This is a genomic window from Promicromonospora sp. NFX87, from assembly GCF_048564965.1.
Lineage (GTDB): Bacteria > Actinomycetota > Actinomycetes > Actinomycetales > Cellulomonadaceae > Promicromonospora.
This window is the reverse complement of the sequence record NZ_CP183413.1, coordinates 3,654,819-3,673,342: the sequence shown is the minus strand read 5'-3', so window position 1 is coordinate 3,673,342 and position 18,524 is coordinate 3,654,819. Positions and strand designations below refer to the sequence as shown.

Annotated in this window: 9 protein-coding genes; all 9 read left to right on the top strand. The window is 69.1% G+C overall.

Annotated elements, in window-relative coordinates; translation table 11 throughout:
- Positions 1–4 precede the first annotated feature (4 nt).
- The 9 genes from ACNYC2_RS16485 to ACNYC2_RS16445 all read left to right on the top strand — a co-directional run bounded on the left by ACNYC2_RS16485 (position 5) and on the right by ACNYC2_RS16445 (position 18,414).
- Positions 5–1,678 (top strand): ABC transporter substrate-binding protein, encoded by a 1,674-nt coding sequence (locus ACNYC2_RS16485; RefSeq protein WP_419702826.1) that lies wholly within the window; start codon positions 5–7, stop codon positions 1,676–1,678.
- A complete protein-coding gene (locus ACNYC2_RS16480; RefSeq protein WP_419702825.1) occupies positions 1,678–2,748 on the top strand; it encodes an ABC transporter ATP-binding protein in 1,071 nt (356 codons plus the stop codon). The genes ACNYC2_RS16485 and ACNYC2_RS16480 overlap by 1 nt, the downstream gene beginning before the upstream one ends.
- Entirely contained in the window at positions 2,745–3,728 is a 984-nt protein-coding gene (locus ACNYC2_RS16475; RefSeq protein WP_419702824.1) for an ABC transporter permease, read from the top strand. The genes ACNYC2_RS16480 and ACNYC2_RS16475 overlap by 4 nt, the downstream gene beginning before the upstream one ends.
- Positions 3,725–4,642 carry an ABC transporter permease gene (locus tag ACNYC2_RS16470; protein ID WP_419702823.1) on the top strand — a complete coding sequence of 306 codons (918 nt, stop codon included), beginning with the start codon at positions 3,725–3,727 and terminating at the stop codon, positions 4,640–4,642. The genes ACNYC2_RS16475 and ACNYC2_RS16470 overlap by 4 nt, the downstream gene beginning before the upstream one ends.
- Complete coding sequence (locus ACNYC2_RS16465; protein ID WP_419702822.1) at positions 4,639–5,721, top strand: ABC transporter ATP-binding protein; 1,083 nt, start codon at positions 4,639–4,641, stop codon at positions 5,719–5,721. The genes ACNYC2_RS16470 and ACNYC2_RS16465 overlap by 4 nt, the downstream gene beginning before the upstream one ends.
- Positions 5,722–5,743: 22 nt before the next feature.
- The gene (locus ACNYC2_RS16460; protein ID WP_419702821.1) at positions 5,744–6,112 is read left to right on the top strand and encodes a hypothetical protein; all 369 of its coding nucleotides are present in this window, start codon (positions 5,744–5,746) and stop codon (positions 6,110–6,112) included.
- Positions 6,113–6,240: 128 nt separating this feature from the next.
- The gene (locus tag ACNYC2_RS16455) at positions 6,241–9,471 is read left to right on the top strand and encodes a hypothetical protein (protein ID WP_419702820.1); all 3,231 of its coding nucleotides are present in this window, start codon (positions 6,241–6,243) and stop codon (positions 9,469–9,471) included.
- A gap of 23 nt (positions 9,472–9,494) precedes the next feature.
- Positions 9,495–18,077, top strand: coding sequence for an RHS repeat-associated core domain-containing protein (locus ACNYC2_RS16450; RefSeq protein WP_419702819.1), 8,583 nt, complete (start codon positions 9,495–9,497; stop codon positions 18,075–18,077).
- On the top strand, positions 18,070–18,414 hold the full coding sequence (locus tag ACNYC2_RS16445) for a hypothetical protein (protein WP_419702818.1): 345 nt from the start codon (positions 18,070–18,072) through the stop codon (positions 18,412–18,414). The genes ACNYC2_RS16450 and ACNYC2_RS16445 overlap by 8 nt, the downstream gene beginning before the upstream one ends.
- The last annotated feature ends 110 nt before the right edge of the window (positions 18,415–18,524 follow it).

Sequence of the window (18,524 nt, the reverse complement as noted above, 5' to 3'; positions counted from 1 at the left end):
CACCGTGAGGATTCACAAGCACGTCGCCGCGGCGGCAGCCGCGGCAGCCATCGCGCTGCTGGCCACGGCCTGCGGCGGGGGCGGCGGAGGCACCGACGCCGCGGCCGGCGGAGGCGGCGAGACCCTGACCGTCGGCATGCCGAACGGCGTCCAGACGGAGAACCACAGCCCGTTCGCCACGGGTTCGTCGGCGCTCTCGCTCGGCTACGCGTTCACCATCTACGAGCCGCTGATGATGCGTAACCAGGCGCGCCCCTCGGAGGAGCCGTTGCCCTGGCTCGCCGACAGCGTCGTCTGGAACGAGGACTTCACCGAGGCGGTCATCACGCCCCGCGAGGGCGTCACCTGGTCGGACGGCGAGGAGTTCACCGCGGACGACGTCGCCTTCTCGATCCAGCTGCGCAAGGACTTCGACGCGCTCAACGCCGCGGCCCTGCCCTACGACACCATCGAGACCGACGGCACCACCGTCACGGTGACGTTCACGGCCGGGCAGTTCGTCAACCAGTCCAAGCTGTACGACCTGGTCATGGTGCCCGAGCACATCTGGGCCGACGTCGAGGACCCGACCACCGACACCAACCCGGAGCCGGTCGGCACCGGGCCGTACACGCTCGAGTCGTGGACGCCGCAGGCCGCCACCGTCGTCGCCCGCGACGACTACTGGGGCGGCGAGCCGGCCGTGCCCGAGATCCGCTACTCGTCGTACAACGACAACAACGCCCTGACCACGGCGCTCACCACCGGCGAGGCGCAGTGGGGCTGGACGTTCATCGCCGACTTCGAGAACGTCTACATCGCCCAGGACCCCGAGCACTACAACCAGTACGCCGCGGGCGGCCTCGGCATCGACGTCCTCTACCTGAACAACGAGACCAAGCCGTTCGACGACAAGGCCTTCCGGCAGGCCCTGAACATGGTGATCGACCGCCAGGAGCTCGTCGACGTCGCGACGTCCGGCGTGAACCCCGCGCTGACCAGCGTCACCGGCCTGCCCCTGCCCGCCGGTGAGGAGTTCCTCTCGCCCGAGTACGCCGGCCAGGAGTACGCCGTCGACGTCGAGGGCGCCCGCGCCCTGCTCGAGGACGCCGGCTACACGTGGGAGGGCGAGAAGCTCGTCGACCCCGACGGCGAGGAGGTCACGTTCGAGCTGGTGAACCCGGCCGGCTGGAACGACTACCTGACCGCGCTCGACCTCATCAAGAACTCGGCAGCCGAGCTCGGCGCCACCGCCACGGTCAACCCCGTCAACCAGGACGGCTGGTTCGCCGACGTCATCCCCGGCGGCGACTTCCAGGCCACCCTGCACTGGACCGACGGCGGCGCCACCCCGTGGGACATGTACTCCGACATCATGGACGGCGCCCACTACAAGAAGCTCGGCGAGCCTGCGACGTGGAACTTCGGCCGCTTCCAGAACGACGACGCCACCCAGGCGCTCGCCGACTACGCCGCCGCGCCCGACGAGGCCGCCCGTGCCGCCGCGCTGGAGACCGTCCAGAAGGTGTTCGTCGAGGAGGTGCCGGGCATCGCCATCTGGACCCGTCCGGCCACCGCGCAGTACTCGACGCAGAACTACGTGGGCTGGCCCTCCGAGGAGGACCCCTACAACCAGCCGCAACCCACCGGGGTGCAGGCCGCCCAGATCCTGATGAACCTCGAGCCTGCGGACGGCTGATGAGTCACAGCACACCGGTGCTGGCCGCGCACGGCCTCACCAAGCACTTTCGGGCGGGTGGACGCCGCATCGCCGGCCGTCCGCCCGCCCGGGCGATACACGCCGTGGACGGCGTGGACCTCGAGCTCCACCGCGGCCAGGTCCTGGCCGTGGTGGGGGAGTCGGGCTCCGGCAAGTCCACCGTCGCCCGGCTGCTGGCCGGCCTGATCCCGATCACGGCCGGCCAGGTCCTGCTCGACGGCACCGAGGTCCAGGTGCGGGGCCGGCGGGCGTTCCGCGCGTACGTGCGACGCGTGCAGATGATCTTCCAGGACCCGTTCGCGTCCCTGAACCCCGTGCATCCCGTGCGCTACACGCTCACCCGGGCGCTGCGGCTGCACCGGGGCAGGCTGCAGGGAGCGCAGCTGGAGGCCGCCCTGACCGAGCTGCTGGAGCGCGTGCACCTCACGCCCGCGGCGCGGTACGTCGACAAGTACCCGCACGAGCTGTCCGGCGGACAGCGGCAGCGCATCGCCATCGCGCGGGCGCTCGCTGCCGAGCCGGAGGTGCTGCTCGCGGACGAGCCCGTCTCGATGCTCGACGTCTCGATCCGGCTCGGCATCCTCAACCTCCTGGCCGACCTGCGCGACCGGCTCGGGATCGCCGTCCTGTACATCACGCACGACATCGCCTCGGCGCGCTACTTCGCCGACCGGACGACCGTGCTCTACGCGGGGCAGGTCATGGAGACCGGGGACAGCGAGTCGGTCACCCAGGAGCCCTTGCACCCGTACACGCGGCTGCTCGTGGCCTCCGCGCCCGATCCGGACGACCTCGCGGGCGCCGGTGCGGCGGCCGTGCGGGACCAGGGGACCGGCGGCGAGCCGCCGAGCCTCGTGGATCCGCCGCCCGGGTGCCGGTTCGCGCCGCGCTGCCCGTACGCGACCGACCTGTGCCGGGCCGAGACGCCTGCGCTGATCGAGGTGTCGGCCGGCCGGTCGGCGGCGTGCTGGGGGTACAGCGAGCGGGAGGACCGGCCGTTGGTGCCGGCGGGGGTCTCGACAGGCTCGACGAACGGGGCAGGCGCATGAGGTTTCTGCTGCGCAGGGTCCTGTTCTACGCGCTGACCGCGTGGGCCGCCATCACCATCAACTTCTTCATCCCGCGCCTGCTGCCGGGCGACCCGGTGACTGCCCTGCTGGGCCGCATGCAGGGCCGCATCGACTCCAACGCCGAGCACTCGCTGCGTGTGCTGTTCGGGCTGGACCAGGACACCACCCTGTGGCAGCAGTACGTCGACTACTGGGGTCTGCTGTTCCGGGGCGACCTGGGCCTGTCCTTCACGCACTTTCCGACGCCGGTCGCGGACATCGTGAGCCAGTCGCTCCCGTGGACGGTCGGGCTCGTCGGGGTGGCGACGATCATCGCGTTCGTCATCGGCTCGCTCATCGGCACCTTCCTCGGCTGGCGCCGCGGTACGTGGGCCGACGGGCTGCTGCCCGTGGCGACCTTCTTCCAGGCGGTGCCGTACTTCTGGCTCGGCCTGATCACCATCGCCGTCCTGTCGGTGAACCTGGGCTGGTTCCCGTCCAGCGGCAGCTACGACCGCGGCCTGGTGCCCGCCTTCACGGGCGAGTTCATCGGCTCGGTTATCTACTACGGCTTCCTGCCGGCCCTCACCGTGGTGCTGTCGTCGGTGGCGGGCTGGGTGCTCGGCATGCGCAACATGATGGTGACGGTCTCCTCGGAGGACTACGTCACCGTCGCGCACGCCAAGGGCCTGCCGGAGCGCCAGGTGATGCTCGGTTACGCGGCCCGCAACGCGGTGCTGCCGCAGGTCTCCAGCTTCGCGCTGTCCCTCGGCTTCGTCGTCGGCGGCACGCTGATCATGGAGATGGTCTTCTCCTACCAGGGCATCGGCTACACGCTCTACCAGGCGGTCTCCACGCACGACTATCCGCTGATGCAGGGCTGCTTCCTGGTCATCACGCTGTCCGTCCTCGTGGCGAACATGGTGGCCGACCTCGCCTACGCCCTGCTCGACCCCCGCACCCGGACGGAGGACCGATGAACAACCGGCTGATGTTCCTGCGCAACGGCAAGGTGATCACGGGCCTGGTCATCCTCGGCTTCTTCACGCTGCTCGCGCTGTTCGGCCCGTGGATCGCGCCGTACGACCCGAACCAGGTGAGCGACGCGCTGCTCAGCCCGCCGTCGGCGGCGCACTGGCTGGGGACCGACCACACGGGCCGCGACATCCTGTCGCAGCTCGTCGTCGGCACCCGCGGCGTGCTCGTCGTCGGCCTGGTCGCCGGCGTAAGTGCCACGGTGGTGGGCGTGCTCGTGGGCGTGACCGCCGGGTTCGTCGGCGGCGTCGGCGACGAGTCGCTGTCCGCGCTGTCGAACATGTTCCTCGTCATCCCGCAGCTGCCGTTGATCATCCTGATCGCCGCGCAGCTGCCGTCCGCGGGCGGCCTCACGGTGGCGCTCGTCATCGGCGCCACCGGCTGGGCGTGGGGCGCGCGCGTGCTGCGGGCCCAGACGCTGTCGCTGCGCAAGCGCGACTTCGTCGAGGCGGCACGGGCCAACGGGGAGCGCACGTGGCGCCTCGTGCTCGCCGAGGTGATGCCCAACCTGACGGCGGTGATCGCCTCCGGCTTCGTCGGCACCGTGACGTTCGCCGTGCTGTCCCAGGTCACGCTGTCGTTCATCGGCATCACGCCGGTCAGCGACTGGAACTGGGGCACCATCCTGTTCTGGGCGCAGAACAACCTGGCGCTGCAGCGTGGCGCGTGGTGGTGGTTCGTGCCGGCGGGCGCGTGCATCGCCCTGCTGGGCATGGCCCTGACGCTGGTCAACTTCGGTATCGACGAGATCGTCAACCCCCGCCTGCGGTCCACCGGCCTGCACGCACGCTCGCTGCGCCGCCGGGGCATCCGGCCGCGCGTGGGGTTCACCCCGGTGGTGCGGGAGGCACGGTCATGAGCCAGACGGACATCGGTACCCAGACGAGCGCGCAGGCCGAGGCGCCGACGCCGTCGGACCCGGTCCTGGAGATCCGGAACCTGAGCGTCGACTACGGGTTCGGCGACGACCCCACGCATGTGCTGCGCGAGGTCTCGCTCACGCTGAACCGCGGCGAGGTGCTGGGCCTGGCGGGGGAGTCGGGCTGCGGCAAGTCCACGCTCGCCTACGCGGCCACCAGGCTGCTGTCGCCGCCCGGTCTCATCACCGGCGGCGAGGTCTGGCTCACCGGCCGCGACGGCAGGCGCGCGGACCTGCTCTCCCTGTCCGACGCCGAGCTGCGGGCCGCCCGGTGGCGCGACATCGCCATCGTGTTCCAGGGCGCGATGAGCTCGCTCAACCCCGTGTTCCGGGTCGATCGCCAGCTCATCGACGGCATCCTCGCGCACCGGCCCCGCATGCGGCGCGAGGAGGCCCGGGAGCGGGCGGCCGAGCTGCTGCGGCTCGTCGGCATCTCGGCGGACCGGCTGCGGTCCTACCCGCACCAGCTCTCCGGCGGCATGCGGCAGCGCGTCATGATCGCGATGGCGCTCGCGCTGGAGCCGCAGGTGCTCATCATGGACGAGCCCACGACGGCGCTCGACGTCGTCATGCAGCGCCAGATCCTGGAGCAGGTCATGGAGCTGCGCGAACGGCTGGGCTTCTCCGTCGTGCTCATCACGCACGACGTGTCCCTGCTCGTCGAGGTCGCCGACCGGATCGCCGTCATGTACGCGGGCGAGATCGTGGAGACGGCGGCCGCGCGGGACGTCTACGCGAAGCCGCGACATCCGTACTCGGCGGGGCTGCTCGGGTCGTTCCCTCCGCTGCACGGTCCGCGGCGGGAGCTCACCGGTATCCCTGGCGCGCCGCCCGACCTGTCCCAGCGCCCGCCGGGCTGCCCGTTCGCGCCCCGGTGCCCGCATGCCATGGACGTGTGCCGTACGGAGCTGCCCGTGCTGGGGCGGACGACGCAGGCCGAGGAGGGGCGTCTGGTGGCGTGCCACCTGCACACGCCCGGGCTGGTGGGCGGCGAGCTGCCGGACCTGGTGGCGCGGTAGCGGGGTGCCCTAGCCTGCAGCCATGTTCGAGGCCTCCTTTCTCTGGCTCCTGATTCCGCTCGGCGCGCTGCTCGCCGTGGTCTTCGGTGGCGTGTTCGTCATGCGTCTGCAGAAGAAGCTCCGGGAGCCGCTCTTCCCGGGCGGCACGGAGCCGACGGGCGGGGGCGCCGGCGGCCCCGAGCCGACGGGCTGGGGCGCAGGCACCGGCACGTTCCAGCAGGGAGCCGGGGAGAGCCGTGAGGACTTCGTCCGGCGGCACCGCCACCGGCCGGGCGTCGTCGCCGACGGCGTGACCCTGGTGGACCTGTACGACCGGATCAGGCGGCTTGAGCACCGCATCGCGGTGCTCGAGGGCGACCGGGACGAGGACGTGCGTGGTCCTCGCCCGTGAGCCTCGAAACATCACCCTCGGCGGGTAATAGTTCACCCGTCATTTGATAATATTGGCCCCTTCTTACCCTTAATCTCCCCTATGTGGATATTTTGGGCATGGGTGGGGCGCGCCGAACAGCATCTGCGGTGGGGGACCGTCTGGCGCGAGGGATCCGGACGCGCGCCGGCAGCGGGGTAGCCGCGGTGACGGCGCTGGTCGTGCTCGCGACGGGTGCCTCAGCGCTGGTCACGACCGGTGCTGCCGACGGGATGCTGTCGGCGATGGGTCTGAGCGACGAGCCCGTGCTGGAGTGTCCCGTCGAAGAGCCCACGATGGCGGACGCCCTGGCCACCGCCGCACGGTGTGGCCACGAGGTCGAGGCGCTCGACGAGAAGACGCCCTGGCAGTCGTACTTCGGCCAGCCGTCGGGGCAGGTGCGGCTCGAGGTCGGGAGCAGCGCTGACGCGTCCGACGCGGACGGTGACGGAGACTTCGAGCCGATCGAGACCGCGGTCGCCGAGGACGAGGCCGGCCGCCTGAGCCCCACCGCACCGGCGGTGGCGATGAGCTTCTCCTCGGGCGGCGACGACGCCGCTTCCGAGCCGGACGTGCTGGCACGGATGACCTCCGCGGACGGACAGGTCGTGGACGTCGAGGCGCCCTTCGAGCTCACCGAACCGGTCGTCGACGGGGACCGGATCGTGTACCCGGACGTCCTGTCGACCGGAGGCAAGCCGTCCGGAGTCGACCTCGTCGTCGCGGTGAACGCTGACGGTTCGGGGTTCAGCCAGGTGCTGCGGATCGCGGACGAGAAGGCTGCGCGCAACCCGCACGTGGCCGGCCTCGACGCCGACTTCGGCCTCGGCGTGAGCGCCCAGGACGCCGCCGGTGCGGGCCTGGAGGTCGCGCGGGAGCACGGCGCGTTTACCGTCACCGATCCGCACGCGACCGAGCCGGACGCCGACGGCGGCGACCCGGAGGTGTTCCGGTCGTCCCGTCCGCTGGTCTGGACCTCTGAAGCGCCTGCGGAGGAAGCATCCGTGGGCGAAGAGCGTGCGGACCAGGCTGCCGGCACGACCGCCGCGCCGGCCCGGGCGGTGTCGTTCTCCGAGGCGGAAGCGAGCCCGTCCGCCTCGACCCTGTCCGGCTCGGCCGACCCGCTGGCGGGTCCGCTGACCCCGGGCGCTGTTGTCGAAGTTCCCGTGGACGACGGCGTCGACACCGAGGATGTGGTCGGCGCCGCGATCGAGAGCGCGGCGACCGAGGAAACTACACAGTTTCCGATGTTCGCCGCTCTGGCGGTTTCCGGAACTCTCTCCGAGGTGACGGCGATCCGCAGCGCCTGGCCGGACAGCTCCTCCTCGTACCAGTTCGACGGCGACGCCGGCGTCGGCCGCTGCTCGGCGCCGGACCAGTACGCGGGGTACCAGTGCGGGCTGACCAGCACGCACCGAACCCTGTACGAGTTCGGCGGCCTGAGCGGGGTGGGAGGTCTGTCGTCGGCGGACGTGACGCAGGCCGTCTTCAACATCAACGCCACCTTCTCCTACAACTGCGACAAGACCGGCGTCTGGGTGTACCAGGCCGGCGGGAACGTCGTCAGCAGTTCGACGACGTGGCACAACCCCGGGTCTTGGTCGACGAGGCTCGATACTGCGCTGGTCACGCACAGGACGGGCTGTGACGGCATGGTGCGGTCGGTCGGGTTCGACGTCACGGCGGGGGCGAAGAAGGTCGCGTCGTCGAACTGGTCGTCGCTGACCCTGGGTGTGCGCTCCGCGAACGAGACGACGATGACAGGCTGGAAGCGGTACATCGGCCGGAACGACGGCAACGGCGGCACCAGTGGACGCGCCACGCTCTCCGTCACGTACAACCGCGCCCCGGGTGTTCCGACAAGCCTGACGACGTGGTATGGCAAGACAGACTTCTCGTGCAGGACCGGGACGGATCGCCCGATGCTGCGCACCACGACCCCCAAGCTGTCCGCCTTGATCCGCGACCCCGACGGGAACACGACCAAGGCGCGGTTCCAGATCTGGCGGATCAACAGCAGCACCCAGGTCTGGGGCGCGTACATGTCGTCGTACCTGTTCTCCGGCCGGACGCACACCATCCAGGTACCGTCGGGCAGGCTGGCCCACAACACCGTCTACCGGTGGCGCGTGCTGGCCAAGGACTCGACGGGCCGAGAAGGCGCGTGGTCGCAGTGGTGCGAGTTCGGGGTGGACATCATCGGGCCGAAGACGCCCACCGTCACCGTTCTCACCTCGGGTGAGGGCATCGAGGCGGCCTATCTCGACGACAACCTGGAGCACGGCGGTGTCGGCCTGACCGGAAAGTTCCGCCTCGGCCCGAACGGCTCCACCGACGTAGCGAGGTACGAATACTCGTTCGGCGCCCAGAACTTTGACAAGCCCGCCAAGGCGCAGTCCTCGGGAACCGCGACGATCTCGTTCACGCCCAAGACCTCAGGTCCGCTGCCGCTGTGGGTGCGTGCGTACGACCGCGCGGGCAACCCGTCGGATACCCCCGACCGCGTGCATTGGTTCGACGTCGCCTATCCGGAGTCCACAGGCCTCTGGCGCTTCGACGAGGGCACCGGGACCACGGCGTTCGACGACTCCGGCTCGGAGGTGCCGCGTAACCTCACCCTGGGTTCGGGGACCACCTGGGGCAACGGCCCGCACTCACTCTTCGGTTCCCGGACGGGCGACCGTGCCCTGTCGCTCAACGGCGTGAGCGGCCAGGCTGCTGCGCCCGCCGTCGTCTCGTCCGCGAAGAGCTTCGTCGTCACGGCGCACGTCCGGCTGGACCCGGGGGCCGCGCAGGACCAGCAACACGTGGCGCTCTCGCAGAACGGGACGACCAACCCGGCGTTCACCCTCGGCTATCGCACGTCGTGCGCAGCCACGGGCAGCCAACCCTGCTGGTCGATGATGATGTACCGGTCGGACTCCTCGGACCTGACCAACATCGCCGCCCAGTCGAGGATCGCTCCGGTCAGAGGCCAGTGGGTCCACCTGACCGGTGCGTACGACGCAGACACGGACAAGGTCTCGCTGTGGGTGTGCGAGATCGGCACCCCCGACGTCCCGTCACCGGCAGAACCCGTGCGCGCCGACTCGACCACGACACTGACCGCACCGTGGGCGTCGACCGGCTCCTTCAACGTGGGCCGCCGCACCCTCGCGGGTGTGTCCGACAACTACTGGCACGGCCAGGTGGACAACATCCGTGTCTTCGACGGCCAGGTCCTTGCGGAGAACAAGATCCGCCGGCTGTGCCAAGGGGCGGACGACGTCGACTTCAAGGGCGGGGCCCCCGCGCTGGACCCGACCCTCAAGGACAAGTCGGCCGAGGAGATGAACCAGTGACCGCACGAGGAGCGGGTAGAGACGTGCGGAAGCTGACGAGCCAGATGGGGACAGCGGTGACGGGTATGGGTGCGCGGATGCGTGACGGTCTGACCAGGGCCACGGTTGGCACGGCACGAAGGGTGCGGTCTGGGTGGCGCAGCGGAGCCCGCCGCGCCGGTCTGGTGACCGTCGCGAGCGGACTGGCCCTCGCGCTGGTCGCGGAGCCGGCGCTCGCGGTCGGCCCGCACGTGGGCATCGACTGCCAGAGCACGGCGGCGGACCAGAGCACGGCGCTGGAGCTGGCGGACGCCTGCGGGCGGGATGTCGAGATCACGTCGGCACGCTCGCCGTGGTCGACGTTCACCGCTACCGAGGACGGCCTGGTTTCCCACGAGCTCACCGCGACCGCCTCGCGGACCGCGGTGACCGGCACCTGGGGACCCGTCTCGAACCGGGTCGTCGACGCGGACCCGACCGACGGCGTGCTCTCGGTGGCGGCACCCGTCTACCCGATCACGCTGTCGGACGGCACCGAGGGAGTGCCGCTCGCGACGATCACCAAGGACGGGCACTCGCTCACCTACGACAGCCCGTTCGACCTGACGGAGCCGGTCGTCGAGGGCGGCACGGTGACCTATCCCGCTGTCGCAGGCAAGGGCGCCGACCTGGTCGTCACCATCAACCAGGACGGCACGGGCATCTCCACGGCGCTGCGGCTGGCCGATCGCGCCGCCGCCCGGCGCGCGGACGAGCGGCTCGGTCTGAGCGAGCTCACCTTTCCGGTCACGACGTCGGCGGGTCTGACAGTCATGCAGAACGCCGCAGGCGGTTTCGACGTCGTCGACCCGTTCGGACAGGACATCTTCCGCGCTCCCGTGCCGAAGATGTGGGACTCCTCCGCCTCCGGCGCGCCCGACGAGAGCGCCGCGGGCTCCGGGCTGTTCAGCTCCGGTGCCACGCCGCGGGACGCCAAGGCCTCCGCGGGGCCGACGCCCGCCGCGCGGTGGGACAAGATCAGCGACGTGGACCCCGCCGACCCGGCGGCCCGTGCCACGGCGCCGTTCTACGGGGACCAGCAGGTGTCGATGCCGGTGGACCTTGTCCCGGCTCAGGCCCGCCACACCACTGGTGCGCTCACGCCGGCGCCGTCGGCAGGCGCGGGCACGGGAGCAGGTGCGCTGAGCGGCGCCTCTGCGCCGGGTACCGACCTGACCGGCGGGCTGTCCGTGGGCGGGGGCTCCCTGGACGGGCTGGGCGGGTTCGGCTCCGCCGGTGCCACCGAGCCCTCGACGGTCGGTGTGCGGATCCGGCCCGACCGGGACTTCCTGCTCTCGGCTCCGGACACGGTGTTCCCCGCGCTCATCGACCCGACCGTGACCTCCTCGGGCAACGAGTGGCTCCTGGCGCGCGAGGGCGCCCCAGGTACCACCAGCGAATACATGTTCCAGGGCAGCAAGGGCCTTGGCCTGTGCGACGCCGCAGTCGTCGCCACCTGCCCCGGGACAGTCCGGTATCGGCTCGGCTGGCAGTTTGCCGGCCTCGACCACCTCGGACTGCTCGAATCTGCTGACATCTCGTCGGCCACGTTCAGCGTCTACGGTGACGACAGCTGGGACTGCACGGCCCGTACGGTGCGGCTGTACGCCACGAAGCCGATCGACGCGGAGTCGAACTGGGAGAACTGGGGCGCTCCTCCGTTCGGTACCGAGCTGTCCCGCGTGACGGTCGCGCACAAGGAGGCGTGCGACAACGCCGGATGGGTCGACTTCGACGCGACGACGGGCGCCAAGAACCTGGCCGCGACCGATACCGGCACGCTCAGCCTGGGCCTCGTCGCCCTCGACGAGACCAACATGACGCAGGGGTGGAAGCGGTACCGCCACGACGCCAAGCTCACCGTCGAGTACGAGCCCCCGGCCGTCTCTCCTAACGCCGAGGGTGCCGACCTGGCGGCACGTACGGAGAACCTCGACCCGGCCGAGCAGGCCGCGGACGATGCGGCACCGGATGCCGCCACGCCGACACCGGAGCCTGTGGCGAGTCCGTCGGAGCCGACAGCGGACCCGGCGCTCGTCCCCGTGCAGAAGACACCGGACGCCGCCGAGGCGACCCTCCCTGTGCCCGAGACGTTGACCGCTGTCCCGGCGACGGCGCTGGGCGGGCTCGACCTGAAGATCGGTGCCCCGGCCCCTGCCGCGGGTACCCCCGAGGCCGCTTCAGAGGTGCACGTCGAGGTCGCTGACCAGGCCGCGGCCGTCGGCGCCGGGATCTCCGGTGTGCTCCTCGACGTCACCGACACGTCCGCCGAGGCCCCGCCGGAGGACGGGGTGCGGCAGGTGCAGGTCCAGGTGGACTACGACAAGTTCACCGATCTGGCCGGCGCCGACTGGTCCAGCCGTCTTGGCATCGTCCGCATCCCGGAGTGCCATGCCACGACCCCGGACCTGGAGGAGTGCTCGCCCACGCCGGTCGACTCGACGAACGACACCGAGCAAGGCACTGTCACCGCGACGCTCGACCTGGCTGCCGCCGGCAGCCCGGCCGCTGTCGCAGGCACCGATGCGGAGTCTGCCGGTGCCGAGAAGAGCGCCGGTGCCGAGGCACAGGTGAGCGCGCTCGCCGCCACCGGCGGCGACACGTTCGCGGTCACGGCCGGTACCAGCTCCGGCTCCGGCGACTGGGGCGCCACACCGTTGTCGTCGGCGTCCTCGTGGTCGGTCAGCGGCGGCACGGGCTCACTGGGGTGGTCGTACCCGATCCAGGTCCCGTCCCCGGCTGCCGGGCCCTCGCCCGAGCTCGCGATCGGGTACTCGAGCGCCTCCCTCGACGGGCGGGTGTCCAGCACGAACAACCAGTCCTCGTGGGTCGGGGACGGGTGGGACATGACCAGCGGCTTCGTGGAGCGGCGTTACGTGCCGTGCTCCGAGGACCGCGACGAGACCAGCGGCGGGCAGAACCCGAACAACGCCTCCCGCAAGACCGGTGACCTGTGCTGGGACAGCGACAACGCCTTCCTCGTGTTCAACGGCACCTCCTCGGCACTGGTGAAGGACGACGCCACCGGGACGACCGACGCCATCGAGTGGCGTCCCGAGTCCGACGACGGCACGCTCGTGCAGCAGTACGGACGACCGACAGGCGATGCCGCCAAGGACGATGCGAACTGGGCCGGGGAGTACTGGAAGGTCACGACGACTGACGGCACCACCTATTTCTTCGGCAAGGACGGGCGGTACTCCGGCGACACGCTGGCACAGAACTCCCGCTGGACCGTTCCGGTGTACTCCAACCACCCGAACGAGCCCGGGTACGAGTCCGCCTTCGCGGAGTCGGGCCACCAGATGGGGTGGCGGTTCAACCTCGACTACGTCCGGGACACGTCGGACAACACGATGACCTACCGGTACGAGAGCGAGACCAACCGGTACGGCGCGAACAACAACACGGGCGCCACGCGCTCCTACACCCGTGGCGGCACGCTCGACTGGATCAGCTACGGCACCCGCGCCGGGTCCGAGCCGGTGAGCGCAACCGGAGCCGGCGCTCCGCACCTGGTTGACTTCGCCACTGCCGAGCGCTGCCTGGCGGCGGCGGCGGACTGCGAGAACGCCGACCGCGGTACGACGGCGGGCGCGGTGCGCTGGCACGACACACCTGTGGACCTGCTGTGCTCGTCGAACATCAGCTGCCCGGACGTCCGGAGTCCGGCGTTCTTCTCGACCAGGCGCCTCACGACCGTCGTGACGAAGGTGAACGTCGGCGGCACGCTGACGGCCAAGGACACGGTCGCGCTGACCCAGACGTGGCGTGACCCGGGCGACGGCACGGGCCGGATCCTGTGGCTCGACGCCATCAAGCGCACGGCCAACGGCCCCAGCAGCGCGGCGTCGGACGACATTGTCTTCGACCCCATCCGGTTCACGGGCAGCGATCCGATGCCGGGTCGCGTCGCGGACACCGTCGACGACGGGCTGCCGGTCATGAACCGCATCCGGGTCGCGAGCATCACCACCGAGACCGGTGCGACGATCTCGATCGAGTACACCCCGACGGAGTGCACGGCGGCTTTCCACGAGCCGGTCGCACAGGGCTATCTCGATCTTGAGAAGCAGCAGAACAACGAGTCACGATGCTTCCCCGTGGTGTGGCACCCATGGGGCATGCCGCTGCCGCGCAGCGAGTACTTCCACGCCTACATGGTGTCCAAGGTGACCCAGTCGGCGGGCAACAGTGGTGCGTTCAGCGTTCCTGTCGTCACCTCGTACTCGTACGGCTTCGGCATCGAGTGGGCGCGGATCGATGACCCGCTGACCCCGAAGAAGGACCGCACCTACTCGGTCAACCGCGGGTACAAGACCGTTACCACCACCACGGGGTCCAGCTCGGTCGGTGCGAAGACCAGGACCCGGTACCTGCAGGGCACCGGCGAGCTCATCAAGCTGGAGCTGGGCTCGATCACCACCCGCGATGTCAGGGACCACGAGCGGTTTGCCGGGATGCCGGTCACGAGCACGGTAGTCAACAGTCAGATGGATGTCTCGAAGACGATCACCATCCCCGAGGCGGAGGAGACGGCGAGAACGGGTAGTGCCGGGACGGATGACCTGCTGGTCGCTCACCGGACCACCCGGGTGGACGTCTACACCGCGTCGTACACGGCCGACGGCTCGCAGGAGTACGTGACGCGCACCGATACGGAGTACGGCGAGCACGGCGAAGTCCTCAAGGTCGATGACTACGGTGCGTACTCGGAGACACCCGAGGACAACGACACTTCGGACAACCTCTGCACCACCACCGGCTATCTGAAGGACAGCGCCAAGCATTTCGTGGTGCCGATTACGACCAAGACGGTCAGCGTGCGGTGCGCCATCACGGAGACCACTCCCGACCAGTTGATCGGGGCGTCAGAGATCAGCTATGACGATCCTGACGACCGGGGGCTGCCGACGAGCGTCAGGACGAACGACAAGGACGGCGTTCTCGACGAGAAGTCTCCGATCGTGTACACGGAGTATGACGACCGGGGCCGAGTAGAGAGCTCGACCGACCCGCTGGGGCGTGTGTCTGAGACGCTCTACGACGAGAACGCTCATGGTGTCCCTGCCACGGTGACCACCAAGAGCCCGGACCCGGACGGCGCGGGCGACGGCGATGGTGATGGCGTCACCCTGACCGAACACGAGTCGACGACCACCCTGCACCCGCTGCTCGGTGTACCGACCAAGGTGAGCGACCCGAACGACCGCCTGACGACGGCGACCTACGACGCCGCCGGTCGCCTACTGTCGGTGAACTATCCGGACCGGCAGGGCGAGTCGGCGAACGTCACGTACGCGTACTCGACGTCGCGCACCGGTGTGAACGCGGTGACCACCAAGACGCTCGCCGCGGACGGGGTCAAGTACCACGTGTCCGTGGCTCTGTACGACGGTCTGCTGCGACCCATCCAGACGCAGACCGAGTCGCTGGACGGCGACGAGGAAGCCGTCAACGGCCGGCTCGTCACCGACACGGAGTACGACGTGAACGGTCGGGTCGCATTCACGACCTCGGGCTGGTTCGCGACGGGAAAGCCGAGCACGACCCTGGTGGGAGCGTCCGTCGAGCCGGACGCCAAGACAGCCTTCACCTACGACGGCCTAGGGCGGGTCCGGACCGAGGCCCTGTTCACGGGGACGCCCTCGCACCCGCTCCACGAGCGGTGGCGCACGACCACGTATTACGACGGTGCGACGACGGTCGTGATACCGCCGGACGGTGCGACCCCGACCCAGACCAAGGCCGACGCCCGTGGCCGGACCGTGGAACTGAGCCAGTTCCTGCGCGACCCGGTCAAGGACCTGTCTGTGCGCACGCTGGCCGGCGTACTGGACCTGGACGAGCAGACCACCAAGTACGAGTACGACAAGGCCGGACGGCTGTCCAAGGTCTTTGACCCCGCCAGCAACGAATGGGAGTACAAGTACGACAAGCTCGGCCGACAGTACGAGGCCAACGACCCGGACGCTGGCAAGACGAAAACGGAGTATGACGCCGCAGGCCAGGTCACGTCGGTGACGAACGGCGCCAACCAGCAGTTGCACTACACCTACGACCAGCTGGGCCGCCGTAAGACGGTCCGGCAGGACGCGGCCACCACAGGCGCGCTCCGCGCCAAGTGGACGTATGACGTCTTGACCTCCTACGCCGGCACCAACCCGCCGTCGGCCAAGGGCCAGGTCACGAGCTCGACTCGCGTTGCGCCGTCGGCCGACGGCGGTGGCGAGTTCGTCACGGCCCTGACCGGGTTCGACGCGGCCTATCGGCCGACCGGGACGGTGACCGTGATCCCGGCGACCACGCAGATGGGCGCTCTGAAGGGCAGCTACGAGCAGAAGGTCACCTACACCGCGGACGGGCAGGTCGCCTCGACCACGTATCCGGCCGCCGGTGGGCTGAGCAAGGAGACGGTGACCACCCACTTCGATGAGGAGACGAGCGTCGCCGAGTGGATGGGTGGCGGGTTCGGGTGGGGCACGTATGTCGCCTCCAGCCGCACCGACGTCTTCGGCAGACTGTCCTACCTCGACCTCGGCAACACCTACGGCACCGTCGTGTCCTACGGCTACGAGGTCGGCACCAGCCGGCTGATGAACGTGAAGCTCGACCGCGAACGGATCGGCGGAACCGAGCTCGACATCAAGTACGCGTACGACGACGCAGGCAACGTCCTCAGCGCCAAGGACAAGCCGACCACGGCGGGCCGCGCCGCGGACCAACAGTGCTATCAGTACGACGCGCTGCGCCATCTGACCGAGGCCTGGACGCCTGCTACCGGCAACTGTGCGCTGGCGAAGTCTCCCGCCGCACTGGGCGGGGCCGCCCCCTACTGGGCCTCCTTCCAGTACGACGACGTTCTTGGCAATCGCACCGACGAGACCTACACGACTCGCGGGCTTGCTGGCGATGTCGACGGCGGAGTGACGACCACGAGGGGCTACGACTATGAGGGCAGCAGGGACCTTAATGGGAACGGCAACTCGACTGATCCGGGTGAGTTCGCCGGGCCGCACGCGGTCACGTCGATCACCACGGACGGGCCTAGCGGGACCACGGGAACGTCATTCACCTACGACAACTCGGGCCGGACGCGGACCCAGACTCAGGACAGCGATTACCTGACCAGCAAGCTGTCCCTGGGCTGGGACCACGAGAGCGAGCTAGCCTCGACCAGCACTGCCACCACCGTGTACCCGGAGCCCGAGCCTGGCCCCGGGGACGACGACAGCGACGGCGACCAGTCCTCTGGGACCGGGCCCGACCGGGGAACGGGTACGACGACGACCGTCACCGGGCGGAACCTGTACTCCGCCGACGGAGATCGCCTCGTGCGGACTGCTCCGGACGGGACGATCACGGTGTACCTCGGTGGTCAGGAGATCACCAAGGCACCCAACGGAACAGTCACCGGCGCCAGGTACTACAGCTTCGCCGGCCAGACGGTCGCGATGCGTACCGCGAACGGGCTCGGTGGTGTGACCTCGCTGATCAACAATGCGCAGGGCACGCCGCTCGCCTCGGTGCACAACACCAACTGGACCACCAGCAGTGTGGCCAAGCACTACACGCTCCCGTTCGGTGAGCAACGTGGCGGGGACCCGACACCTGGCGACCACGAGTTCCTCGGCAAGGTCCGCGACGGTGCCACTGGGCTGACCCTCGTGGGGGCTAGGTGGTACGACGAAACGGTTGGCAGGTTCCTGACCGTGGACCCGGTCATGGACCTGACCGATCCGCAGCAGTGGAACGCGTACACGTACGCCAACAACAACCCGACCACATGGTGGGACCCTGACGGACTCGAACCACGGCCCTGGCACCAGGACGGCGTGGGCTTCAGCCACCCCAAGTCCAAGGCGTACCTCCGCAGCGAAGGCTCCAACAGTCGCGGGTGGGACACCGGCTGGGGTCCAGGCACCTACTCCGGACCTATGACCATCTCGACAGGGATTCCTGGTTTGGTCGATGGCTCGGGAGGGAGCTGGGGCGATCCCGTGGAACTGCACGGTGATTACGAGGGCCCGCAGCACACTCCCGGCTATGACTTCCTGGCCGGCGTGTACTCACCACAGACGGAGCAGGCCCTCAACAGTGCCTCTTGGTTGACCATATACGCCGACGCCGCACAATTTGGCCTCGACTTGGCCTGTATGGAGAGAGGCTGTCCTGACAGTCAGGAAGTTGGCGCGGGTGGCGCAGCCGTCTTAGCGGCTGGAGCTCTGCCAGGGCCGAACTTTGCCAAGGGTGGCGACGAGGTTGCCGACGCCGCAAGTACCGCGGCCAAACCAGTGCTTGGTGCTTCAATGTCATTCGGTAACGTGATGACTTCTTTCCGCAAACTTCCGCCGGGGAGGAACCCAAAGTACGTCAAGAAGGTTGCGTCGGAGGACGAGCTGGAGGCCGTCTTTAACAGCTGGACGGCCGGTGCACAGAAAGTTGAGCCTCGAGGCGACAAGGCGTCTGCGGCATTCGAATTGGCGGACGGTACTCGGTTACAGTGGCGGACGTCGTCACTGTCCGGTGGCGCAACCATTGAAATCGTCCCGACTGCGGGCAGGGAGCGAAAGGTGCACATTGATTGACGACGATGAGATTGTCGGTGAGTTTCTTGAAGACGGCCTGGATGACTGGGTCTCGCTCCACAATGTTGTGTGGTTCACAACTCGCGGAGAAATCACTGAAAAATCAAAGACGCACGCCATGGAAATACTCGGTCGGCTCTATTCTGACGGTTTGATGGTCCCGGGACGGCTTGGCGATGTCGGGTTCGAGGACTGGCCGGGCGGAGTTAGCGAATGGGTGACCAGGTCGAGATCCGAACTGGACGAACTCGATTGGAAGCCAATGGGTGCAGGCTTCCGGCTGCGCCTGACGGAGCATGGCGAAGCGATTGCTCGCGAGGCTGAAAGTCGCTCGTGATCCGAATGAACGAAGCGTGCCGAGCAGAGCTTCTGCGCTGTTATCGCAGAATGCTTCTTCACACGTTTCTATAGCAGCGGGAGGATATTTTGACGATTCTTCATGTCTGT

Excerpts from the sequence above, each read along its gene's own strand:
- ACNYC2_RS16480 (WP_419702825.1), top strand. The coding sequence starts at position 1,678 with ATGAGTCACAGCACACCGGTGCTGGCCGCGCACGGCCTCACCAAGCAC.
- ACNYC2_RS16470 (WP_419702823.1), top strand. The coding sequence starts at position 3,725 with ATGAACAACCGGCTGATGTTCCTGCGCAACGGCAAGGTGATCACGGGC.
- ACNYC2_RS16475 (WP_419702824.1), top strand. The coding sequence starts at position 2,745 with ATGAGGTTTCTGCTGCGCAGGGTCCTGTTCTACGCGCTGACCGCGTGG.
- ACNYC2_RS16465 (WP_419702822.1), top strand. The coding sequence starts at position 4,639 with ATGAGCCAGACGGACATCGGTACCCAGACGAGCGCGCAGGCCGAGGCG.
- ACNYC2_RS16460 (WP_419702821.1), top strand. The coding sequence starts at position 5,744 with ATGTTCGAGGCCTCCTTTCTCTGGCTCCTGATTCCGCTCGGCGCGCTG.